This window comes from Corynebacterium sp. HMSC056E09 (assembly GCF_001813425.1).
Lineage (GTDB): Bacteria > Actinomycetota > Actinomycetes > Mycobacteriales > Mycobacteriaceae > Corynebacterium > Corynebacterium hesseae.
On record NZ_KV812525.1, the window covers coordinates 23,970 to 46,021 of the forward strand.

The window sequence follows — 22,052 nt, forward strand, 5'->3', positions numbered from 1 at the left end:
TGCCCGAAGGTGTGCACGAGGTTCTGTCAACACACTGGTCTTAGCGTGGATCTGCTTTGCTGGGTTCCGTTGCGCTTTGCTCCGCTTTGGCTTGTTTACGCTCAGCCAGCCAGGTCTTCACAGCTCGGGCGGCGTCGGCTGCGCGCATGTCGGGCACATAGGCGTGAACGACGGCGAGTCCAATGGCGGGCAGTGCCAGCTCATCGTTGTAGGCCAGGTACCACTTGTGCTCTTCCGGCTGGAACTTGCGTTTGGAGGCAGCCAAGCTGCGGAAGCCGTAGAGGGGTTCCATTTCTTCGCCGAGGCGGGTGAGGAGGGCGTCGAGAAGCCCGGGTTCCTCTGGTGTACCTGACAGGGGCGCGCCGGAGAGCGAAATCCAGGCGCAGCCTTCGCCGGCGGCGATGATCATAGCCTCAGAGATGAGTAGCTCGATTGCCCCCTTGAAGCCGTGGTCGGCGCGGCGCATGACGTCGAGGGTGTAGCCCACCACGCTTCCGTTCTCACGAACAGGGAGCCAAGATGTCACGCCGTGCAGCGTGCCGTCCTCCCCCAGCGCGAGCAGTAGCTTGGTGCCTTCCTCCCGCAGCTCGTTAACACCGCCCAAAGTAAAGCCCATCTCTGGGAGAGCTTTGTCAGAGACCCATTCTTCGGAGAGCTCGGCAATTTTGTTGCGGGTGGCAAGATCGAGGTCCTTCCACTCCGTCCACAGCGTGGTGACGCCCTCTTTGCCGGCCTTGTTGCGGGCGGTGCGAATGTTCTGGAATTTCTTGCCTTTGAACTCCGTGTTAGAGGTGTCCAGGACGGCCTCCTCAGCTACTTCGAGGCGGCGGAAGCCGGGACGGGTAAAGCTTTCCCGTACCGAGTACCAGGCCGGGCGCCAGCCTTGTTCGCGGGCGAATTCTTCGAAGGCCGCTGCGGTGGCCTGCGGGTCATTGCCCGCCGGCTCGCCGAGGCTGAGTGCAATGCCGTTGTGGACGCGGTAGGCCACGTAGTTGCTGTCGTTAAAGAAGTAGCGGTTCCCCTTCCACAGGGTCATAGCGGAGAGGTGGTCACCACTGCCCTGCTCCAGGATGGCGCGAGCGTGGTCACGAACCTCAGCGGCCTCGGGGTTCGCAGGAGTAGCGAACATGCGATAGACCACCCAGGAGGTGTACATCCAGAACAGAGTGCCGACCCACTCGTAGAAAGCCCACGTCAACCAGGTGGTCGGCGCGAGCTTGAGCGGAAGTAGCGTAGCCACGACTGGCGGGACATAGCGCAGAGGGAGTTCGGCCAGGATCGATCCGGCAGTGGCTGTCTCGACGAAGCCGTCCTTGAAAAGTAGTGCGCCAACGCCCCAAAGAGCGGCCGTGATGACAAAGGCAGCTGCGATCTTTCCTGCGGCTCGGCCCAGCGCGCGCACACTTTCGTGGATGTGGAACACGCGGCGGTTCCAGATGAGCACGACGAAGCAGGTGGCCCAGGGCAGGACCACAGCGGCGAGATTCACGCCGTAGAGCACAAGGCCTTCTTGGCTAAAGTCCCACAGCTGAGCTAGAAGCACAGCGATGACGAGTACCTGGGTAAGGACGGATAGCAACCACGCAAGACGGCGTCCGCGGATGAGGCCGAAGCACAGTACGAGTTGGATGATGAGCGGCATGACGCTGGCGATGGCCGGACCCACGCCGTGGACGCGGGCGAAATCAAGGGCAGCTTGGCAGGCCTGGCTTGTGGGGTCAGCCTGGCAGATCTCAGTGGCGTGATAAGCAGCAGAGTTGAAGGACCACATCAGCCGGGTGACTGGGCTGAAGGGCCCTTCCGCCAGTGGGTCGAGCGCCACGAAGGCTGGGCCGATGGCTACCACTCCCACGATGAGCGCGGTGAGAACTCGGCGCTCCGGCACCGAGGCACGATGGAAAGCGGCTGGGCGCTCCGCGCTCGTGCGGGGCACAAAGACACTCCATGCGATACCGGCCGCGATGGACAGCACCGAGGCGCTCACGCCGAGGACATCGCTCAAAGTACCGCCATACAGGGCCATGGTGAGCGTCAGGGCGAGGATGCTGAGGCGTACGCGGCGCTGCCAGAGGCGCGGCATCCACGCAGAAGCGAAGCCGGCTGTGCCCACTATGAAACCGATGGGTGATAAATCAGTGGAGCTCAGAAGATCATCACCCCAGCGGTTGAGGCCGATTTCTTCGATCCCGTGGGCGGCCACATAGGCCACGGGAACGGAGATAAGCTGCGCGGCAATACCAACGGCAAGTGTCCGCACGGAGCCCAACCGGTATTCCGAAGGAAGAACGAAAGCTAGGGCCATGAGGGTGAGTGCCACAACTGCGCCGAAAGTACGGCCGGTCAGGCCGATCGTTTGCGTAATGCCCGCCAGCCCTGGAACCGCGTAGGTCACGATGATCAATACCCACATCAGAAGGATCAACACCCACGTCACCGGAATGCGCCGCGCGAGGTGTCGGAGGTTGTTAGCGCTGAAGATCTGCATCTTGTACTCCATCGAAAGAATCGGTGAGGTCTGCCAGCCCGCCCCGGCGGGCAACCCAGGCAAATACTTCGCGCAGGGCGGGACGCCACACCTCGAAGGAATGGCCGCCCGGGCGGGAAGTGTAGTAGGTGGCCATGCCGGCGCCTCGTGCGGCGTCGTTCAGTTGGCCGAGCGCTTTCACCGCAGCAGTATCCCGGTTACCGGCGATGAAGATGGCCTGGTGATCGGGGTACTTTTTCGTCGCCAGCAGGTGTGCAGGATTAGCGGCTTGGTAGGCGGCTTCATCGCCACCATAGAACTTGGACACGGTGGCGGCGTGGTTTCCAATAGTGGGTTCGGCCTCGCCGGAGATGTCCACTGCCTGGCCATAGGCTTCGGGATGATTGGTGAGGATCTGTAGTGAACACGTCCCTCCGTATGACAAACCAGCGACGGTCCAATGTTGTTGATTCTCGTCGACACGGAAAGCGGTCTTGATTCCTGTCGGCACGTCGGTCGTTAGGTAGGTCATGACCTTGGCCACGGAGGTGTCCGCGCAGATGGGGTTGGCGGTCTCACTGCCGGTGGCATCGACCGCCACGACGATGGGGCTTAGTCCCCCATTGGCGCGTTGGAAGGCATCGGCGGTTTCGGCCGCCTCGCCGGAGCCGAACCACTGCTCCGGACCACCCGGGTTGCCGTGGAGCAGGACTAGAACGGGAAGGTTTATATCCTTTTTGCTCCAATAGGCCGGCGGGATGTAGGCAATGGCCTGGCGCGCGCTGAACCCTGAGATGGCACCCGGAAGATCCACGTGCACAATCGCAGCGGAATCCGAGGATTTCATGGCCTTGAATTGGCTGTAGTCCATCTCTTGGGCCACCGGCGTGGGATCGAGCGAGGCGATGTCCGGATAGGACTGGTACTCCATATTGGCCAGACCGGCTACCGCAAGTGCCGAGAATGCCGCAATCACGGCCATGAGGACTCGTCGGCCCGCATGGTGAATGAGGGAGATGAGCGCTGCAATGGGGACAAGCCCGGCAACAAAGAGGTAGAACGGGACGTCCCAGTGCTTGAGCACGAAGAATGCTACGGTGGCAATGACTGCGGCGAGAAGGAAGGACACGACATCGCGTTTGCGCAGGCGCCACGCAATGAGCAGCGCACTGATGACCAAGATAGCAATGTAGATCCCACCGTTCACGGGGTCCGTCAGCGGTAGGCCTAGCACAGACTGGATGAAGTTATTCACGGATTAAACATAGACCCACGCCGTGGCGAAAGCGCTGTAGTCTCCCTGTGAATATGCCCGAATAGCTGTGATCTTGATTGAATACTTGCGCTAAACCGAACGAGCGCGACGAATGATCTCCGGAAGCTCCGCCAGAACCACGTCAATGTCCTCGTCGGTGGTGAGGCGTCCCAGGCTAAAGCGCAGGGAGCCGCGTCCGTGTTCCTCATCGATGCCCATGGCTTCGAGCACGTGGGACATGCGGTTAACGCCCGCGTGGCAGGCGGAGCCGGCGGAGGCTTCGATGCCGGAGGCGTCGAGAAGCATGATGAGGCTGTCACCATCCGTGCCCGGGAAGGACACGTGGAGGTGGGAGGCCAAGGTGGGCTCGACGGAGTTGATGATGACGTTGTCGATGCTGGACTCGATGCCGGCCTTGAGCTTGTCACGGAGTGCGCTCAGGCGAGCGGTCTCCTGCTCCATGTCCGCGACAGATTCACGCAGGGCCGCGGCGAGTGCGCTCGCGCTGGCCACGTCCACGGTGCCGGGGCGGATGCCGCGCTCCTGGCCGCCGCCGAAGGCAATGGGTTGAGGCGCCGGGGTGCGGCGCGCGAGCAGCAGGCCGATGCCGCGGGGCCCGCCGAACTTGTGAGCGCTGGCCGCCAGTGTGGTGGCACCCAGCTCATGGAAATTGATGGGCAGCTTGCCGGTGACCTGCACGGCGTCGATATGCACAGGGGTGTTCTGCGCGGCGGCGCGCTGAACAATGTCGGCGACCGGCTGGATGGCGCCGGTCTCGTTGTTGGCCCACATGCAGGTGGCCACAGCGGCCGGGGTATCCAGGGCAGCGAGGTCATTGACGTGGCCGGTGGAATCAACCGGAAGCAGGTCCACGGTGGCGCCGTGCTCAGCGCGCAGCTTCTCTACGGTCTCGAGGACGGCGGGGTGCTCGATGGGGGTCGAGATGATGTGCGGTGTCGTATCCGACCCCGCACGGAAAAGGCCCTGGATTGCAATGTTATCCGCCTCCGTGCCGGAGGAGGTAAAGACTACCTCGATGGGTTCGCAGCCGAGCAGCTCGGCGACGGTCTCGCGGGCGTCATCCAACACGGAGCGTGCCTTGCGCCCAGAGCCATAGGCAGAGCCGGGGTTGAGGGACCCGGCGGCGTCGACCCAGGCGTCGATGGCGCACTGGCGCATGGGTTGGGTAGCTGCGTAATCGAGGTAGCGAGGCATTAGTTGCCGGCCCCCTTGCGGGACTCAAGCTCGGTGACCAGCGCCGGAGCGATCTCGTGGAGGTCGCCCACCACGCCGAGGTCGGCGATCTGGAAGAAGGGCTCGTCCTGATCCTGGTTGACCACAACGATGGTCTCCGAGGTCTGCATACCGGAGGTGTGCTGGATTGCACCGGAAATACCCAGGCCGATGTAGAGCTTCGGGGAGACGGTCACGCCGGTCTGGCCAATCTGGAAAGCAGGGTCGTAGAAACCTTCGTCCACAGCGTCGCGGGTGGCGCCGACGGCGGCACCGAGGACGTCGGCAAGCGGCTCCACCACGTCGGCGAACTTGTCGCCCACACCGCGGCCACCGGCCACAACGACCTTCGCGGAGGTTAGCTCCGGACGGGCGGTCTTCTCCGCCGGGGTGAAGGAGGTGACGGTGACGTCCTTAGCCGTGGCAGCCGGCAGCTCAAAAGGAGCAGGAGCTGCGGTGACCGGCTGCGGTTCCGCGGTGACGGTTCCCGGGCGCAGAGTGTAGACCACAGAGCCGGTGGCCGTGGAGGAGGTCTCGTAGGAGCCGCCGAAGATGGTGTGGTGTGCGGAGCCATCAGCGTTGATGCCGTCGACGTTGACCAGGGCGCCCGAGCCCAGGCGGGCGGCGAGGCGGCCGGCGATCTCGTTGTTAGTCGGGGTGGCAGCCAGCACGATGGGCGCCGGGTTATTGGCGGCCAGGGCGTGGAGGGCGTCAACTTCCGGGGTGACGATGCGCTGCTCATAGTCCGCGGCGGTGGCCTGAACTACCTGGGCTGCACCGAGGTTGCCCAACTCGGCATCGAAGGAGGCGGCGGTGGCGGCATCCTTGGCCACGACGACGGCGGAGACGGTACCGAGTGCGCGGGCGGCGGTAATCAGCTCGCCGGTAACGGGGCTGAGCTGCTCTGCTTCGTGCTCAACCAGGACATAAACGTGAGACATGTGTTTTCTCCTTAACCCTCGATGAGATTCTTGGCGGCCAGGAAGTCCGCGACCTTGGCGGCAGCCACGGCCGGATCAGGATCGGTGATGACCTCACCGGCGGTGCGGGCCGGGCGCTGCGCGGAGGCGGTAACCGTGGTGGTGGACGGCACGCCGTCGATGCCCAGGTCCGAAACGGCGAGCGTGGTGACCTCAGCCTTCTTGGCGGCCATCAGGCCCTTGAAGTTGGGGAAGCGCGGCTTGTCGGCCTTGTCGGTAAAGGACAGGATGGCCGGAAGGTTAGCGCTAAGCTCCCAGTGGCCGTGGGCGTCCTCGCGGGTGCCGGTGGCAGTGGCACCGGCCAGGGAGGCTGCCTTGAGCTCCGTAAGCGCGGGCAGCTGGCGGTACTCGGCCAAGAGCCCTGCGATAAGCCCGGTTGAGGCATCCGAGGAATTATTGCCCAAGGTAATGACCTGGACTTCGCCGATTTTCTCCGCCACCTTATTGATGGCGGCGTTAAGAACCCAGGCGGTGGCCAGGGCGTCGGCGCCGGCGAGGGCGTCGTCCGTCACGTGCACGGCGTGATCCGCGCCCATGGCCAGGGCCTTGCGCAGGGCCTCATCGGCAGCGGCCGGGCCCATGGTAAGCGCCACGACCTCATAGCCGGCATCAGCGTTATCGTCGCGCAGGCGCAGGGCCTGTTCGACGGAGTACTCGTTGACCTCGTCGATGACGTTATCCACCGAGGTGCGGTCCAAGGTGTGGTCCGCCTCGAGGGTCTTCGTTGACCACGTATCCGGTACGTGCTTGACCAGAGCCACAATGACTGGCATGTGGGCACTTCCCCTTCCGTAAATTTTGAAACTATTAGGGTGCGTAATTACCTTCGGACGATACTACTCGCGGTCCACACAACACCGCGACTCCCTTCGCCCCGATGCGCGTGACCACGAGGGTCTTGGAGGTGGAACCTTTCAGTTTGAGCTTCTTGCGCAACTGATCCGGGTTTACATCTTGCCCGCGTACCAGGATTTCCAGCGAGCCAACATCATGGGCCGCCATGGCTGCCTTGAGCTTTTTCATGGGGACCATCTCGATGAATTCAAATCCGGACGTGCCGTGAGGCAGGCGGTCACCGGTGAGGTAGGCAATGCGCGGGTCCAGTTGGTGCAGGCCTTCCCGCGCGGCGTAGTGGCGCACCAGCCCGGCGCGCACGATGGCGCCGTCGGGGTCGATGAGAAAGCGGCCGATGGGGCCGGCGGCGGGAAGCTCGTGCTCTGCGACGCCGTCATCAATGACGTCCGTATGTATTCCTTCGGGCGTGGTGTTGAGGACCACTGCCCTCTTCCCCGTTCCAAGACCCGTGGTATACAGACACGTTTCTTTCACCCCGCCATCGAGGCTGACCACGCAGGCCAGCCCCTCCCATTCGGAGTGGTCGATTCCCGGCGCGCATTTGATGGCCATCTCGCCGTGGGTATCCAGGAGGTCCGCTGGTGGTGGTAGCAGTTGGTCAAGCCGGGTAATGCGGTTGCCGCCTTGGCGCCGGGCGGGATCGGCGATGCAGACCTGGGCGGTCGTCGTTGTTGTCAGCGCATCTGCACGAAAGACCGGGTGCTCAATGTTGTGCCGCGCCATGGCTACGCGCGAGGCGTCAAGGTCGCTGCCCACATAAGCGCCGGGACGATAAGCCTGCCCCTCGGTGCCGATGGAACACGTGAGGTCGTGGACGAGGTCCACGTTGCGCTCCTGGAGGAATTGCGCGCGGTAGGTGGCCACCGCGGGTGGCGTGGCCTGTTGTGCAGAGTCGTGGTCCATGAGCCAATCCTGCGGCAGCTTTCCGGAGCTGCGTGCTTGGATGAGTTCGGCCACGGCACGCCCATAATCACCGAACTGTGCCTGCAGCTTGGCGACGTCCCTCAGGTGTGCCTTCTTTGTGCCCTCCAGGTCCGCCGCGGCGGCGGCGATGACGGCTGCATTCTCGCGCAGGAAGGCGACTTCGTCCAGGGTGTAGCTCATGGTGTGCTTTTCTAGATGCGGTTGACGGGGAATGTGGTGAAGTACTCGCGGTAGCGTTCATCGTCCCGGGGATCCCCGATGATGGGGCGCAGATCGGAGAAGGAGGCATCGTCCAAGACTTCCTTGACGCTGGAATAGGACGTGAGGCGCTTGAGCTGCGCCCAGGTGGGGATGGCTAGGCGTACCAGCCCGGCGCGCCAGCCGTCGAGAACCAGTTGTGGGTCGAACCAACCGGCGTCATCGGCCTCCCCTGTTTCGCCATCCGGTTCTTGGCCCTCGGGAAGCACACCGATGAAAAAGAAGGTGTCGAACCAGTGGTTATTGTCCTCACCTGCCCAGCGGGACCAGGGAAGGAACATGTCGGCGTCGACACGCATGCCGTTGTGTTCAAGGAATTCGGTAAAAGAAATCTCGTGGGATTCCAGTAGCTCGCGCTCGCGGTGATAGCGCGAGGCATCGGAGACTAGGCCGTCTTCGCGGATGGCCAGCAGCGTGCCGGCCTCTTCGAAGAGTTCCCGGGCCGCGGCGAAGACAAGGGCGTGGGCCTTGTACTTGGTGACGCCCATGCGGCGTGCCATGGAAACCACTGAGCGGCCTGCCCACAGTTCGCCGGAGTCCCAGGTGCGGGGTGGGAAGTCACGCGGGTCTACCCCGCCGCCGGGAAACACGACGTGGCCGGGGTAATTGCGCATGGTGCGCACGCGTTCCTGGATCCACACGCGCAGCCCCTCTGCGGTATCGCGCAACAGGAGGACGGTAGCGGCCAAGCGTGCCCCATTGAAGCCGGTGGTTTCGCCAGGGTCGATGGCGTCAAGGCTGTCGTGGATGGACTGGCTCATGCAACTTTCCGTGTCCGCGAAGGAGCAGAATTCTCGGGGTGAACTAGAGATTAGCGGGTGCGTCGGGCGAAGTACCGCTCCCCAATGCGGTCCACCTGGATGGGCTGGTGGAAGGCCTTGGAGAGGTTTTCCGACGTCAGGACAGAATTAATGAGTCCTTTGGCCACGACCTTACCCTCATCCAAGAGCATCGCATGCGTAAACCCGTAAGGTATTTCCTCCACGTGGTGGGTGATCATGACAATCGCCGGGGCATCCGCATCGAGCGCTAGGTCCCCGAGGTAGCCCACCAGGTCCTCGCGTCCACCCAAGTCCATGCCGGCGGAGGGCTCATCCAGGATGAGCAGCTCCGGGTTGGCCATGAGCGCGCGGGCGAGGATGACGCGTTTCTTCTCACCTTCGGAGAGGGTGCCCCAGGTGCGCTTGGCCAAGTGGGATGCGCCGACCTGATCCAGGATGTCATCGGCGCGGGAGAAATCCATGTCTTGGTAGTCCTCACGCCAGCGGCCGAGCACGGCATAGCCGGCGGAGACCACGAGGTCATCCACACGCTCGTTGTCCGGGATGCGGTGCTGGACAGCGGCGGAGGAAATGCCGATGGCGGCGCGCAAATCGCGCATATCGGTCTTACCCAGGCGCTCCCCCATCAGGTATGCCACGCCGGCGGAGGGAAACTCTTCGGCGGCGGCCATCCGCACCAGCGAGGTCTTGCCCGCACCGTTGGGGCCGATGATGACCCAGCGTTCGTCGAGCTCCACCTGCCAGTCGATGGGCCCCACCAGCGTGCGCCCACCCCGTCGCAGTTCGACGCCGCGGAAGTCAATCAACCAATCCTCGTCGGTGTCCATAAGTTCAGGGTCTTGCTGGCTTTGTTGCTCTGGAATGTTCACACGCACCATTGTGGCCGAAACCTTCCGCCCCCGGTGAAACTGACACAGCCTTCCCCGGTGAAACTGCCACAGCTGCATTATTCTATGGGCATGACTCAACGCCTTGGTATCGACGATGTCCGCCCCTCCCTCTCCGGTAATGCAGCCTCGAAGGCCGTTGTCGGAGAGGTCGTTCCTGTTACCGCGCTGGTGTGGCGTGAGGGCCACGATGCCGTCGCCGCGACGCTGTCGGTGTGGAACACTGACTCCCCGTCCACTTCTGCCGTGACCATGACGGTGGACCCGGAGAACCCGGATCGGGTCCACGGCGTGTTTAGCCCGGCCACTGCCGGCCGCTGGTTCTTCCGCGTCGACGCCTGGTCGGATCCGATGTCCACCTGGCGCAACGCGGTGGTCAAGAAGATGGAGGCCGGTCAATCCGCACAGGAGCTCAGCAACGATCTCTTGCACGGCGCCGAACTTTTCGAGGAGGCGGCAATTCAGTGCCCGAGCGACAAGGCGGATCTGCTCTTTAAGGCGGCGAAGGAGCTGAAGGATGAAACGGGGGACGTCGACAAGCGCGTGCGCACCGCGCTGTCCGACGAGGTCGCGGACGTCCTCCACCACCACCCCCTGCGCCACCTGCTGGTGGAGGGTGACATTCACGAGGTCCTCGTGGAACGCCGCGAGGCCCTCTACAGCTCCTGGTACGAGCTCTTCCCACGCTCCACCGGTGGCTGGGATGCTGAGGGCAACCCCGTGCACGGCACGTTTAAGACCACGGCACAGGCACTCGAGCGCGTTGCAGCCATGGGTTTCGATACCGTTTACTTCCCACCCATCCACCCCATTGGCAAGGTGCACCGCAAGGGCCGCAACAATTCGGTGGTGGCTGAGCCCGATGATGTGGGCTCGCCGTGGGCCATCCAAGATCACTCCACCACGCACCCGGACCTGGGCACCATGGAGGACTTCAAGGAGCTGGTCAAGAAGGCCGCCGACTTGGGCCTGGAGGTGGCCCTGGACCTGGCTCTGCAGGCCTCCCCGGACCACCCGTGGGCCAAGACCAACCCGGAATTTTTCACCGTCCTGGCCGATGGCACCATTGCCTACGCGGAGAACCCGCCGAAGAAGTACCAGGACATCTACCCTCTCAACTTCGATAACGACCCGGACGCCATCTACGCGGAAATCTATCGCATCGTCATGATCTGGATCGAGGCCGGCGTGACCACTTTCCGCGTGGACAACCCACACACCAAACCGGCTAACTTCTGGAACTGGCTGATTTCCAAGGTGCATGTGACTCACCCAGAGGTCATCTTCCTCGCTGAGGCCTTTACCCGCGCCCCGCGCCTGTTCGGCCTGGCCAAGGCTGGATTTACGCAGTCCTATACCTACTTCACGTGGCAGACCTCCAAGCACGAGCTCACCGAATTCGCGCAGATGCACGTGGAGCAGGCCGATATCTGCCGCCCCAACCTCTTTGTCAATACCCCGGATATTCTCCACGAATCCCTGCAGACCGGCGGGCGCGCCATGTTTGCCATCCGCGCCACCCTGGCGGCCACGCTTTCCCCGCTGTGGGGCGTGTACTCGGGCTTCGAGCTCTACGAGCACCAGGCCGTCAAGCCGGGCAGCGAGGAGTACCTCGACTCGGAGAAGTACGAGCTGCGCCCGCGCGACTTCCAGGCCGCCGTCAAGTCCGGTGATTCCCTGGAATCCTATATCCGGCTGCTCAACCTCATCCGCCGCGAGAACCCGGCCCTCCAACAACTGCGCACGCTGCGCTTCCACAACACTGACAACGAGGCCATCATCGCCTACTCCAAGGCCGATCCCGGTACCGGCAACGTGGTGCTCGTGGTGGTCAACTTGGATCCACGCAACGCGCAGGAGGCCACGGTCTTTGTGGATCTGGCCGCTGTGGGCCGCCACCCGGGTGAACACTTCACGGTGCAGGACACCATCAGTGGTGCCGCCTACGAGTGGTCCGACCGCAACTTCGTGCGCCTGGAGCCGCTGCGTGACGTCGCCCACATCTTCGTCCTCCCGCCGGCACACCATGACCTGCAGGAGCGCATTGCCTGGCGCCGAGTGAACGACTACCGCGCCTAGGTTCTTAAGCCCCTGAAACCCCACGCTGAACCAGTACCCCCTTCATGGGTAGCGCGGGGTTTCTTTTCTGCCCCGCGAGCGGGTGTTGTTCGGTAATTTGGTCTTTATGAACATCCCGGCCTCAGACCTCGAACGCCTTAACCACTGCCGCCACCACGCGCCCCATGATTTTTATGGCTGGCACGACGGAACCGTCCGCACTCGCCGCCCCGGTGCCGAAGCCGTCGAGCTCGTCACCGCTTCCGGCACCACCGCGATGCGCGCGGTTGGGGATGATATCTGGGAGGCCCCGCTTACCGAAGAAGCAGACTACCGTCTGCGCATCACCTACCCGGGCCAGCCCGCCATCGAGGTAGCGGACGGTTATCACTTCCTGCCCACCCTGGGCACCCTGGATCAGCACCTCATCGGTGAAGGCCGCCACGAGCGCCTCTGGGAAGTACTGGGCGCAAATCTCAAGAGCTACACCACCGACCTGGGAGTAGTCGAGGGCACGGCCTTTGCTGTGTGGGCGCCCAACGCGGAGGGCGTGGCCGTGGTCGGTGACTTCTGCGGCTGGAACCCTACCCAGTACCCCATGCGCAGCCTCGGCTCCACGGGCATTTGGGAGGTCTTCATCCCCGGTGTGGGCGAAGGCGAGCGCTATAAGTTTGCGGTCCACGGCAAGAACTCCCCGCGCATTGATAAGGCAGATCCCCTGGCCAAGCGCACCATTGCCCCGCCGGAAACTGCCTCCGTGGTGGCCCGCTCCAGTTTCAAGTGGAGCGATGAGGAGTGGATGAGCAAGCGCACCGGGGACCTCGACGTCCCGATGAGTGTCTATGAACTCCACGTCGGCTCCTGGAAGGTAGGCGCCAACTACAACAGCTTGCGTGAGGAGCTCATCCCTTACCTGGTTGAGCACGGCTTTACCCACGTGGAGCTGCTGCCCGTGGCCGAGCACCCCTTCGGCGGTTCCTGGGGTTACCAGGTCTCCGGCTACTACGCTCCCTCCGCGCGCTGGGGCTCCCCGGATGAGCTGCGCGCGCTTATCGACGATTTGCATAACGCTGGCATCGGCGTCTTTATCGACTGGGTGCCCGCGCACTTCCCCAAGGACGAATGGGCGCTGGGCCGCTTCGACGGGCAGGCACTCTACGAGCACCCGGACCCGCGCCGCGGTGAGCAGGCCGATTGGGGCACCTACGTCTTCGACTTCGGCCGCAACGAGGTGCGCAACTTCCTTGTGGCTAACGCCCTGTACTGGACCGAGGAGTTCCACGTCGACGGCTTGCGTGTCGACGCCGTTGCTTCCATGCTCTACCTGGACTACTCCCGCGAGGAATGGCTGCCCAATATCTACGGCGGGCGCGAGAACCTTGAGGCAGTCCAATTCCTCCAGGAGACCAACGCCACGCTAAACCGTAACCACCCGGGCGTGCTGACCATCGCCGAGGAATCCACCTCCTGGCCCGGCGTGACCGCCCCAACGCATGAGGGCGGCCTAGGCTTTAGCCTGAAGTGGAACATGGGCTGGATGAACGACACCCTGGAGTACTTCAAGCACGAACCGATTCACCGCCGCTACCACCATGGCGAGCTCACCTTCTCCATGGTCTACGCCTACTCGGAGCGCTACGTACTGCCGTTTAGCCACGACGAAGTGGTCCACGGCAAGGGCTCCTTGTGGGAGCGTATGCCGGGCGATGACTGGAACAAGGCCGCGGGCCTGCGCGCGCTGTACGGCTACATGTTCTCCCACCCGGGCAAGCAGCTAATGTTCATGGGCCAGGAGTTTGGCCAGACCACCGAATGGGCAGAGGGCCACTCCGTGGACTGGTCCAACTTGGAGGGCTGGGGCAACGAGTGGCACCACGGCATTAAGCGCCTAGTGTGCGACCTCAACGCGGTGTACAAGCAACAGCCGGCCTTGTGGACACAGGACTTTACGCAGGATGGCTTCCAGTGGGTCAAGGCTGACGACGCCAATAACAACATGCTCGGCTACGTCCGCTATGGCAAGGACGGCTCCGCCGTGTTGGCAGTGTGCAACTTCTCCGGCAGCTCGGTGCCGAACTACGACCTCTGGGTACCGCGCGATGGCGAGTGGGAGCTAGTCATCAACACAGACGACGCCGTCTACCAAGGTGCTGGCAACGACCTTGCCCACCGCGTGCGCTCCGAAGGCAACCACGTACAGCTACACCTGCCGGCCAACTCGGTGCAGTGGTATGCCTTCCGTGGCTAGTTTCTAAGAACACAACTGCCCGACCTGCCAAAGATCACCGCTGAGATCGAATTCCAGCCGCTAGTTTTGGCAACTCGGGCAGTTGCAGTTTTCAGTCTTGTGCGTGAGTATCGAGGAAAGCTCTTACGCGAGCATCAATGTCATCGCGCAACGCATCCATTCGCTCCCCTCCCTCTAGACCACGCACGGACGGGTCCTCAATCTCCCAACGCTCAGCCACTCCGTCATAGTCGGCATCACCGACGATGATGACGTGATCCACCGAAGACGCGAGGCCGGCATCAAGCAACGTTGGCGTTCCTGACATGTCGGCGCCGACCTTTGCAAGAGAGGCCTGCGCCTCGGCGTTCACGCCCTGCGCACGATGCTGTTCAGTGGTCTTTACGCCTGCGGAGTGAACTTCCCAATCGGGCGCATGCTTCTTAGCTAAGGCAGCCGCCATCTGAGACTTACCGCGGTTGGTATTGCAAAGGAAAAGTACGGAGGTCATGCCTCCGCACTTTAGTCATATTTCGGTGTGCCTGTAGGGCCAGATCCCTAGTTCTTCTTCACCGCGTAGTACACCGGCAGGGACTTCCAGTTGAACGTCACGTCCTGGACGTTCTCGGACCAGCCGCCGACCACGTTTGGGTAGAACAGCGGGATTGAAGGAAGGTCACGCAGCAGCAGCTCCTGTGCCTGGTTGTAGAGCTTCGCGGCTTCCTCCTCATTTGCGGCGCCGTTGGCCTTCACAATCAGTTCATCGAACTCCGGGTTGGAGTACTTCGAGTCATTGGAAGCTACACCCGTGGTGAAGTTTGGCCCAAGGAAGTTACCCATCGAGGGATAGTCGGCGAACCACGCCGTGCGGTAGGCGCCATCCATCCGCTCGGTGCGGTAGGCATCGCGGAAGGACTTGAAGTCCGGGTAAGGGTTGCCCACGGCCTGGATTCCCAGCGTGTTGCTGATGTTGTTAGCCACGGCATCGGCCCAGTCCTTGTTATCACCATCGGTGTTGTAGTTGATCGGGAACGAGCCTTCAAAAGCACCGTACATCTTATCGGCCTCCGCCCACAGCTTCTTCGCCTCCTCCGGGTTATAGTCCAGGTTTTCCGAACCGGGCAGGCTGTCGTTGTATCCGTTCAGCACCGGTGACGTGAACTCGCGGGCCGGTGTGCGGGTGCCATGGAAGATGGTCTCCGCGATCTCCTCACGGTTGATAGCCATCGAGATTGCCTTGCGGCGCAGCGTGCCTTCTTCCCCACTAAAGTGCGGGGTCTCCATGTGGATGGACATCTCCAGATAGGTAGCGGCCGGCTTGGTCTCCTGACGGCCGGCCAGGTCCTGCTCATAGCTGCCGAAAGCGGACGACGGGATCGCTTCGAGCACGTCGAGGTTATTCGCCAACAGGTCCATGTAGGCCGCGCTGGAATCGGCGTAGAAGGCGAATTCGATGCCGTCGTTCTGCGCTGCGCGGTCGCCCTTGTACTCCGGGTTCGGCTCGATGATCAGGTTCTGGTTGTGGTTCCATTCCTTGATCTTGTAGGGGCCGTTCGACACCGGGGATTCGCCAAAGCCCTGTGGGTCCTCCAGCGCGGCCGCGGGGACTGGGAAGTAGGCGTTGTAGCCTAAGCGGCTCGGAAAGTCGCTCTCCGGTTGGGTGAGTTCGATGGTGAAGGTGCGCTCATCGATGACCTTGAGGCCTTCCATTTCTTTGACGCCTTCCCCGTAGCCCTTGATGGAGGAGAAGAAGCTCTCATTAAGTTGTTCATTGGCCACCGCGTAGTTCCACGTATCGACGAAAGAATCAGCCGTCACGGCTGAGCCATCAGAGAACTTCAGGTCAGGCTTGAGCGTGACCTTGTAGGTCTTCTCTCCTTTCTTGTCGATGGACTCCGCCATCTCGTTGTGCACGTTGCCGTCGGCGTCGTAGTACACCAATCCGGAAAACAGCATGTCGACGATGCGTCCGCCGCCGTTCTCATTCGTCATCGCGGGAATGAGCCCCTGCTGTGGTTCAGTACCGAGCACGCGAACATAGTTGGATCCGCCGGCACTATCGGAGCTATCGCTTCCGCAGGCGGTAAGGCTAAGAGCAAGAGAGGCGGCGCCAACAACGCCGAGGAGCTTGCGCATGAGAGTCCTCCAGAAAGAGTCAAACAACCATTGTGCTGTATCGCACAAAAAGCAATTTAACATGCCATACGTCACCTCATTGCTTGAACGCAAAAAAGACCCTCAGGAGAAGACTCAACTGAGTCATCCTGAGGGTCCAGCCCGCGACAGTCCGGGAAGGTCGCTCTCGGGCCCGGCACAAGCTGGGCACTATTTCTACGCCGTCTTTAATACAACGCGCTGGCCAGCTTCGTGCGTGCGGCCAGTACGCGCGGGTCACCGGAATCAAAGAGACCAAAGAGCTCCAAGAGGCGGGTCTTGAGCTGTTCCTTCTCATCCCCAGCGGTGCGCTTCATGGCCTCAATGAGGCGCTCGAAAGCTCGGTCAGGGGCACCGGCGACGACCTCCGCGTCGGCGGCGTCGAGCTGCTTTGCCACGTCCTCTGGGGCGGCATCGGCGGCGGCGATGGGGTCCTCGCTACGGTTAGCCGGATCCAAGCGCTTGAGCAGCACAGTGGTGTCACGCGCCTGCTTAATCTCCGCATTATCCGGCTCAGCGGCCAGAATCTCCTCATAGGTAGCGATGGCAGCGTCGAAATCGCCACGGTTGAGCGCGTCCTCAGCCAGGCCCAGGCGCGGATCTGCTGCTTCTTCCTCTGGGCTCTCCCCCGCTACATCTTGGTCTGGCAAACCCTTGAGCTGGGGGCCGAGCTTGTCGACGATCGCCGCTACCCACTGCTCCAGGTTCTCGCGCGGCTGCCCGCCCTCAAAGTTGGTGACGGGCTGGCCGGCGGCGATGGCAACGGTGGTCGGCAGATTCTGTACGCCGAAGACCTGCGCCACCTGGGGCACAACATCAGCGTTGATATAGCCCACGATGAACTTCAGCCCACCTGCGGTCGCCATCTCCTCGAAGTCCTTCTTGAGCTGCTCGGAGGCCGGGGAGCGCGGCGAGCCAATCAAGGCGATGACGGGTACTTCCGCAGAGCGGCGCACCAAGTCATTCTCGAAGTTCTGCTCGGTGACCTCAAAGAAGGGCTGTACACCTGCCGAGGCACCAGTAGTACCCTGTTCCTGTGCTTTCGCCTTGGCCTCTGCCTGCTGCTTGATAGCACCCAGGTCGAGGGCTCCTCCTACGTACGGTCCGGTCACTTATTCTCCTCCAGGTAACGATTAACGGAATCTACTTTTTGGGTTATCTGCCCGGTCACGCCTTCGCGGATATCGGCTTTAATCACCAGGCTCGTGCGCGGCGAAACCGCGCGCACGGCATTGGTGGCTTCCTTGATAACCGCGAAGACCTCATCCCACTCGCCTTCCACAAGGGTAAACATGGCATTGGTCTCATTAGGTAAGCCGGAAGCACGGACAACACGCACGGCTTCGGCGACGGCCTCGGACATCTCAGCGCGTTCATCGCCCACGACGGAGGGGGCTACGGAAAAGGCAACAATCATGCCCGCTATCCTACCGCCGCTCCCAGCAGTGCCGGTGCCAGTGTCGGCGATCATCTGCGCGCCCGCCGGTATCCCGCGGCCACGCCACGATGTGCGCCACCCCGGGAGGTATGTTCTGGTTGCATCCCGGGCACACGTAGTACTTCTGAGCGGCCGCGCTGCCGACGTGTCTCATAACGAAAGGCTCGCCATGGGTCCAGCTCGGCCCTGGTACCGTCTGCGAGCCGAGGAAGGCACTGCCGTCGCGCGGCAGTGACCGTGGCTCTTCGCGGATCCTACGATTGCGGCGCGGCACTAGAACAACCGCAGCTCGTTGGACTCGATGCCGCGCAGCTCTTGGTAGTCCAGGACGACGCAACGGATACCACGGTCTTCCGCCAAGGTCCGCGCTTGGGGCTTGATTTCCTGCGCTGCGAACACACCGTGGACTGGTGCTAGCAAGTCGTCGCGGTTGAGCAACTCAAGGTAGCGCGTGAGCTGCTCAACGCCATCAATTCCGCCGCGGCGCTTGACCTCGACCGCCACGAATTCATTCTTCGAGTTCTTGGCCATGATGTCTACCGGACCAATCGCGGTGGGGTACTCGCGGCGCACCAGCGAGTACTTCTCCCCCAACGTTTCTATGTGTTCCGCCAACAGCTCCTGCAAGTGGGCTTCCACGCCATCCTTGACCAAGCCGGGGTCTTCTCCCAGATCCATGTCAATCTCCTGGTGAATCTGGGCGATAGTGATGCGCAGCTGCTCACCTTTCGGGTTTTCTACCAGCCACAGCTTCTCTCCTGTGTCCTCGCCGTCGATATCCTCGATCGCCGACTCCTCAAAGGTGCACGGCGGAGTCATCCAGTTCAGCGGCTTATAGGCACGGTCATCCGCATGGATGGACACCGAACCATCGGCTTTGATGAGGATGAGACGGTCCGCCATGGGAAGGTGGGCGTCGAGGCGGCCTACGTAATCTACGGAGCATTGGGCGATGACAACACGCATGCCCTCTACCCTATCGTTGGGCGCTACTTCTTTGGTAAGCGGGTAGCTCGCTGGCGCATCTGGTGATAATCCATCTTCTCTTGGCGCTTGGACGGCGCCGATTCCACCCACGCGTTCAAGGCCATGATCCCGTGCGTATCGGAGGCAATCTCATAGTCCCGCCCATCGATGCTAATCCGGATGATCTGGTGGCCAGAGGGCATAAAAGAAGCCTCGTTATCATCCATTGGGCGGGTGCTGCCCAGTTCGATGTCGAGGCGATTAAAGCGTTTGTTGGCGCGCGGCAATACGGAGCGAAGCTTGAAGTACTCCATATATTCACCGTCATAGCGCACGAGGCCATGACGCCACGTATGGGAGTCCTTCGAAGGAAGCCGGCGCAGAAGGATGCCCGTTCCGCGGGAACGCACCGTAAAAAACCGTACTGCGGCCAGAATGACGACAACCAGAAGAATCAGTGCGCACAGACCTAAAAGAATAGATAGCCCTTGGAGCACCTGAGAGTTCATGGGTTGATTTCCTTCACCGCGAGTAAGAAACGTTGCGTTGATTCTACCGCTCGCGGAGGAAACAATGCTAGTCCTTGCTTGACCTTTGGCGCAGATCACGAAGGAACCCCACCCCCTCTTAGCGAGGGGGTGGGGTTCCTAGGTGAGAGTGGGAAGGGCGGTCATTGCTGCCCGTCGTTTCCCTCTCCGCTCATCCGTTAGCTGTTGAAGCGGCGGGCGGCGCGCAATGCGGCATCGCCACGGGACCTCGTCAGCTCGCGCTCAGACTTCAGGTCTTCCTGTGCCTGTGCTTCATCGACCTCCGAGGCCCAGATGGCCCAATCGGCGAGGACGGTGATCTTGTTCTCGGACACGGAGAGGAAGCCACCCTGGACAGCGGCGACGCGACGCTCGCCGTCGGCCGGGTGGATGGTCACTACGCCATTGTCGATCAACTGACCAACCATGGGCTCATGGCCAGGAAGCACGCCGATCTCACCCTCGGTGGTTTCAGCCGTCACCATGGTGGCCTTTCCGGTCCACAGCAGGCGCTCGACGGAAACCAATTCGGCGGTGATGTCAGCCATGTGCCTCTCCCTACTTCTTCTCGGTCAGCTTCTTGTACGCAGCCTCGACGTCGTCCAAGCCACCCAGGCCGTTGAAGGCCTGCTCCGGGTAGTGGTCGAATTCGCCGTTGCAGATGCGCTCGAAAGCATCGATGGTATCGGCCAGCGGCACGTAGGAGCCCGGCAGGCCGGTGAACTTTTCTGCGACGAAGAAGTTCTGGCCAAGGAAGCGCTCGATGCGGCGAGCACGCTGAACGGTGATCTTGTCTTCCTCAGACAGCTCGTCCATACCAAGGATGGCGATGATGTCCTGGAGCTCCTTGTTCTTCTGCAGGATACCGATGACACGCTGTGCCACCTCGTAGTGGCGCTCGCCCACGATGGACGGCTCCAGAATACGAGAGGTAGAGGTCAGCGGGTTCACTGCCGGGTAAATACCCTTCGAAGCAATACCGCGGTCCAACTCGGTGGTGGCATCGAGGTGGGCGAAGGTGGTCGCCGGAGCCGGGTCGGTGTAGTCATCGGCCGGCACGTACACGGCCTGCAGGGAGGTAATGGACTTACCCTTGGTGGAGGTAATACGCTCCTGCAGCACACCCATCTCATCAGCCAGAGTCGGCTGGTAACCCACGGCGGAAGGCATACGGCCCAGCAGGGTCGAAACCTCAGAACCGGCCTGGGTGAAACGGAAGATGTTGTCGATGAACAGCAGCACGTCCTGGTTCTGAACATCGCGGAAGTACTCCGCCATGGTCAGGCCGGACAGAGCCACGCGCATACGGACTCCTGGCGGCTCATCCATCTGGCCGAAGACAAGTGCGGTGTCTTGAAGAACGCCCATCTCCTCCATCTCGAGGAAGAGGTCGGTGCCCTCACGGGTGCGCTCGCCGACGCCGGCGAAGACGGAGGTACCGGAGAACTCGCGTGCGATACGAGTAATCATCTCCTGGATAAGAACGGTCTTACCCACACCTGCACCACCGAAGAGGCCGATCTTGCCGCCCTTCACGTACGGGGTCAGCAGGTCGATGACCTTAATACCGGTCTCCAGGATCTCGGTCTTACCCTCCAGCTGGTCGAATGCCGGCGGCTCGCGGTGGATGCCCCACTGCTCGCCGTCGCGGCCCAGACCCGGCTGGTCAAGGCAGTCACCGAGGGCGTTGAAGACGTGGCCCTTGACCACATCGCCCACCGGGACGGAAATCGGCTTGCCGGTGTCGGTCACGGCTGCACCGCGGACGAGGCCGTCGGTCGGAGCCATGGACACGGCACGGACGAGGTTGTCACCGAGGTGCTGAGCGACCTCAAGGGTGACGGTCTTTGCAACAGCCTCGAGGGAAACCTCGACGGTCAGTGCGTTGTACAGTGCCGGCAGCCCGCCACGCGGAAACTCCACGTCGACGACCGGACCGATGACACGCACCACACGGCCGGCGGTAGCCGACGACTGTGTGTTCTGCTCTTGCAGAGCTGTAGTCATAATCTAGTCACTTTCTGCGCTTTCGGCGAGCGCCCCAGCGCCACCGACGATCTCTGTGATTTCTTGGGTAATCTGCGCCTGACGGGCCTGGTTGGCCACGCGCGAGAGGTCCTTGACCAGCTCGGTTGCGTTGTCAGTTGCAGACTTCATTGCGGTACGGCGTGCGGCGGACTCGGAGGCCGAGGACTCCAAGAACATCGCAAACAGGAGGCGGGACACGTACTGCGGAAGCAGTGCGTCCATGAGGGTGTCCGCATCCGGCTCGAAGTCGTAATCAGGAGTGATCTGATTGTTCGGCTCGGCGTCGGAAAGCGCGGACTCACCCATGTTGTAGTCCTCTTCCTCGATAACCGGTACCACCGGCAGCAGCTGCTGCACACGCGCGGTCTGGGTCAGCATGGACTCGAACTCGGTGTACACAACGTGGACCTGGTCGAAACCGCGAACGGTCTCGCCCTCCACGTGAATACCCTCGCGGGTCTTGGCCTGGCCATTCGAACCGGCAACGAAGCCGTCGATAATGTGGCGACGCACGTCGTGCGTCTTCTCCCAGGTCGGATCCTGCGAGAATCCAGTCCAGCTGCCTGCGACCTCGGCCTCACGGAACTTGTAGAAGCCAACGCCCTTGTTGCCGGTCACGTAGCGGACGGTCTCGAAACCCTCACTCTTGAGCAGGGCTTCCAGCTCGGCCGCCTTCTTGAAGATGTTGTTGTTGTAGCCACCGCACATACCGCGGTCCGAAGAGACCACGAGAATGGCGGCCACCTTTGCATCTTCGCGTTCCCGGAGCATCGGGTGATCCAGGGACGTGTGCGCCGCCAGCTTGTTGAGCACGTTGGACAGTTCACGTGCATAAGGCTGGGACGCCTCTACCCTGGCCTGAGCCTTGGTAATGCGCGAGGTAGCAATGAGCTCCTGTGCCTTGGTGATCTTCTTGGTGGAATTGACGGACCGGATACGGTCACGCAGTTCACGAAGATTAGCCATGGTGTTCGCTCCTCCCTTCTTTTTCTAGACGGTTAATTCTTAGAGCGTGC

Annotated in this window: 20 protein-coding genes; 2 read left to right on the forward strand and 18 right to left on the reverse strand. The window is 62.0% G+C overall.

Annotated elements, in window-relative coordinates:
• Positions 1–40 precede the first annotated feature (40 nt).
• From HMPREF2912_RS11765 to HMPREF2912_RS11800, 8 genes are all read right to left on the reverse strand, one after another.
• Entirely contained in the window at positions 41–2,485 is a 2,445-nt protein-coding gene (locus HMPREF2912_RS11765) for a bifunctional lysylphosphatidylglycerol flippase/synthetase MprF (RefSeq protein WP_070525223.1), read from the reverse strand.
• Positions 2,466–3,719, reverse strand: coding sequence for an alpha/beta hydrolase (locus tag HMPREF2912_RS11770; protein ID WP_070525221.1), 1,254 nt, complete (start codon positions 3,717–3,719; stop codon positions 2,466–2,468). The genes HMPREF2912_RS11765 and HMPREF2912_RS11770 overlap by 20 nt, the downstream gene beginning before the upstream one ends.
• Before the next feature lie 90 nt (positions 3,720–3,809).
• Positions 3,810–4,934: a cysteine desulfurase family protein gene (locus HMPREF2912_RS11775; RefSeq protein ID WP_070525219.1), complete on the reverse strand. Its 1,125-nt coding sequence runs from the start codon at positions 4,932–4,934 to the stop codon at positions 3,810–3,812.
• A complete protein-coding gene (locus tag HMPREF2912_RS11780) occupies positions 4,934–5,893 on the reverse strand; it encodes an electron transfer flavoprotein subunit alpha/FixB family protein (RefSeq protein WP_070525217.1) in 960 nt (319 codons plus the stop codon). The genes HMPREF2912_RS11775 and HMPREF2912_RS11780 overlap by 1 nt, the downstream gene beginning before the upstream one ends.
• A gap of 11 nt (positions 5,894–5,904) precedes the next feature.
• Positions 5,905–6,705, reverse strand: a complete 801-nt coding sequence (locus tag HMPREF2912_RS11785; RefSeq protein WP_070684296.1) for an electron transfer flavoprotein subunit beta/FixA family protein — start codon at positions 6,703–6,705, stop codon at positions 5,905–5,907.
• Positions 6,706–6,739: 34 nt separating this feature from the next.
• Positions 6,740–7,891: a THUMP-like domain-containing protein gene (locus tag HMPREF2912_RS11790; RefSeq protein ID WP_070684298.1), complete on the reverse strand. Its 1,152-nt coding sequence runs from the start codon at positions 7,889–7,891 to the stop codon at positions 6,740–6,742.
• An 11-nt stretch (positions 7,892–7,902) separates the two neighbouring features.
• Positions 7,903–8,730 carry an NUDIX hydrolase gene (locus tag HMPREF2912_RS11795; RefSeq protein WP_070531149.1) on the reverse strand — a complete coding sequence of 276 codons (828 nt, stop codon included), beginning with the start codon at positions 8,728–8,730 and terminating at the stop codon, positions 7,903–7,905.
• Positions 8,731–8,780: 50 nt separating this feature from the next.
• Positions 8,781–9,578 (reverse strand): ABC transporter ATP-binding protein, encoded by a 798-nt coding sequence (locus HMPREF2912_RS11800; RefSeq protein ID WP_371440631.1) that lies wholly within the window; start codon positions 9,576–9,578, stop codon positions 8,781–8,783.
• A gap of 132 nt (positions 9,579–9,710) precedes the next feature.
• On the opposite strand from HMPREF2912_RS11800, the gene HMPREF2912_RS11805 reads away from it, so the two are divergent.
• The gene (locus HMPREF2912_RS11805) at positions 9,711–11,717 is read left to right on the forward strand and encodes a maltotransferase domain-containing protein (RefSeq protein ID WP_070684302.1); all 2,007 of its coding nucleotides are present in this window, start codon (positions 9,711–9,713) and stop codon (positions 11,715–11,717) included.
• Positions 11,718–11,823: 106 nt separating this feature from the next.
• On the forward strand, positions 11,824–13,944 hold the full coding sequence (gene glgB / locus HMPREF2912_RS11810) for a 1,4-alpha-glucan branching protein GlgB (protein ID WP_070684354.1): 2,121 nt from the start codon (positions 11,824–11,826) through the stop codon (positions 13,942–13,944).
• 91 nt (positions 13,945–14,035) lie between these two features.
• Here the strand turns inward: glgB and HMPREF2912_RS11815 are convergent, their stop codons facing one another.
• The 10 genes from HMPREF2912_RS11815 to HMPREF2912_RS11855 all read right to left on the reverse strand — a co-directional run bounded on the left by HMPREF2912_RS11815 (position 14,036) and on the right by HMPREF2912_RS11855 (position 22,002).
• Positions 14,036–14,434 (reverse strand): arsenate reductase/protein-tyrosine-phosphatase family protein, encoded by a 399-nt coding sequence (locus HMPREF2912_RS11815; protein ID WP_070531156.1) that lies wholly within the window; start codon positions 14,432–14,434, stop codon positions 14,036–14,038.
• Between the two features lie 47 nt (positions 14,435–14,481).
• Entirely contained in the window at positions 14,482–16,059 is a 1,578-nt protein-coding gene (locus HMPREF2912_RS11820) for a peptide ABC transporter substrate-binding protein (protein ID WP_070597068.1), read from the reverse strand.
• A gap of 206 nt (positions 16,060–16,265) precedes the next feature.
• Positions 16,266–17,189, reverse strand: coding sequence for a tetratricopeptide repeat protein (locus HMPREF2912_RS11825; RefSeq protein ID WP_070597069.1), 924 nt, complete (start codon positions 17,187–17,189; stop codon positions 16,266–16,268).
• Positions 17,186–17,494, reverse strand: coding sequence for a thiamine-binding protein (locus HMPREF2912_RS11830; protein WP_070597070.1), 309 nt, complete (start codon positions 17,492–17,494; stop codon positions 17,186–17,188). Before HMPREF2912_RS11830 ends, HMPREF2912_RS11825 begins: the two co-directional genes overlap by 4 nt.
• Positions 17,495–17,504: 10 nt before the next feature.
• Positions 17,505–17,789 (reverse strand): hypothetical protein, encoded by a 285-nt coding sequence (locus HMPREF2912_RS13290; protein WP_083312509.1) that lies wholly within the window; start codon positions 17,787–17,789, stop codon positions 17,505–17,507.
• Positions 17,789–18,481: an endonuclease NucS gene (gene nucS, locus HMPREF2912_RS11835; protein ID WP_010187052.1), complete on the reverse strand. Its 693-nt coding sequence runs from the start codon at positions 18,479–18,481 to the stop codon at positions 17,789–17,791. Before nucS ends, HMPREF2912_RS13290 begins: the two co-directional genes overlap by 1 nt.
• Before the next feature lie 23 nt (positions 18,482–18,504).
• Entirely contained in the window at positions 18,505–18,990 is a 486-nt protein-coding gene (locus HMPREF2912_RS11840) for a DUF2550 domain-containing protein (protein WP_070597071.1), read from the reverse strand.
• A gap of 197 nt (positions 18,991–19,187) precedes the next feature.
• Positions 19,188–19,556 (reverse strand): F0F1 ATP synthase subunit epsilon, encoded by a 369-nt coding sequence (locus HMPREF2912_RS11845; protein WP_046648936.1) that lies wholly within the window; start codon positions 19,554–19,556, stop codon positions 19,188–19,190.
• A gap of 10 nt (positions 19,557–19,566) precedes the next feature.
• Positions 19,567–21,015 carry a F0F1 ATP synthase subunit beta gene (atpD, locus tag HMPREF2912_RS11850; RefSeq protein WP_070528745.1) on the reverse strand — a complete coding sequence of 483 codons (1,449 nt, stop codon included), beginning with the start codon at positions 21,013–21,015 and terminating at the stop codon, positions 19,567–19,569.
• A 3-nt stretch (positions 21,016–21,018) separates the two neighbouring features.
• A complete protein-coding gene (locus HMPREF2912_RS11855) occupies positions 21,019–22,002 on the reverse strand; it encodes a F0F1 ATP synthase subunit gamma (RefSeq protein WP_070531166.1) in 984 nt (327 codons plus the stop codon).
• Between the last annotated feature and the right edge of the window lie 50 nt (positions 22,003–22,052).

Bases quoted from the DNA above. Each gene is read 5' to 3' on its own strand.
- HMPREF2912_RS11765 (WP_070525223.1), bottom strand. From the start codon at position 2,485: ATGCAGATCTTCAGCGCTAACAACCTCCGACACCTCGCGCGGCGCATT.
- HMPREF2912_RS11775 (WP_070525219.1), bottom strand. From the start codon at position 4,934: ATGCCTCGCTACCTCGATTACGCAGCTACCCAACCCATGCGCCAGTGC.
- HMPREF2912_RS11780 (WP_070525217.1), bottom strand. From the start codon at position 5,893: ATGTCTCACGTTTATGTCCTGGTTGAGCACGAAGCAGAGCAGCTCAGC.
- HMPREF2912_RS11785 (WP_070684296.1), bottom strand. From the start codon at position 6,705: ATGCCAGTCATTGTGGCTCTGGTCAAGCACGTACCGGATACGTGGTCA.
- HMPREF2912_RS11790 (WP_070684298.1), bottom strand. From the start codon at position 7,891: ATGAGCTACACCCTGGACGAAGTCGCCTTCCTGCGCGAGAATGCAGCC.
- HMPREF2912_RS11795 (WP_070531149.1), bottom strand. From the start codon at position 8,730: ATGAGCCAGTCCATCCACGACAGCCTTGACGCCATCGACCCTGGCGAA.
- HMPREF2912_RS11800 (WP_371440631.1), bottom strand. From the start codon at position 9,578: ATGGACACCGACGAGGATTGGTTGATTGACTTCCGCGGCGTCGAACTG.
- HMPREF2912_RS11805 (WP_070684302.1), top strand. From the start codon at position 9,711: ATGACTCAACGCCTTGGTATCGACGATGTCCGCCCCTCCCTCTCCGGT.
- glgB (WP_070684354.1), top strand. From the start codon at position 11,824: ATGAACATCCCGGCCTCAGACCTCGAACGCCTTAACCACTGCCGCCAC.
- HMPREF2912_RS11815 (WP_070531156.1), bottom strand. From the start codon at position 14,434: ATGACCTCCGTACTTTTCCTTTGCAATACCAACCGCGGTAAGTCTCAG.
- HMPREF2912_RS11820 (WP_070597068.1), bottom strand. From the start codon at position 16,059: ATGCGCAAGCTCCTCGGCGTTGTTGGCGCCGCCTCTCTTGCTCTTAGC.
- HMPREF2912_RS11830 (WP_070597070.1), bottom strand. From the start codon at position 17,494: ATGATTGTTGCCTTTTCCGTAGCCCCCTCCGTCGTGGGCGATGAACGC.
- nucS (WP_010187052.1), bottom strand. From the start codon at position 18,481: ATGCGTGTTGTCATCGCCCAATGCTCCGTAGATTACGTAGGCCGCCTC.
- HMPREF2912_RS11840 (WP_070597071.1), bottom strand. From the start codon at position 18,990: ATGAACTCTCAGGTGCTCCAAGGGCTATCTATTCTTTTAGGTCTGTGC.
- HMPREF2912_RS11845 (WP_046648936.1), bottom strand. From the start codon at position 19,556: ATGGCTGACATCACCGCCGAATTGGTTTCCGTCGAGCGCCTGCTGTGG.
- atpD (WP_070528745.1), bottom strand. From the start codon at position 21,015: ATGACTACAGCTCTGCAAGAGCAGAACACACAGTCGTCGGCTACCGCC.
- HMPREF2912_RS11855 (WP_070531166.1), bottom strand. From the start codon at position 22,002: ATGGCTAATCTTCGTGAACTGCGTGACCGTATCCGGTCCGTCAATTCC.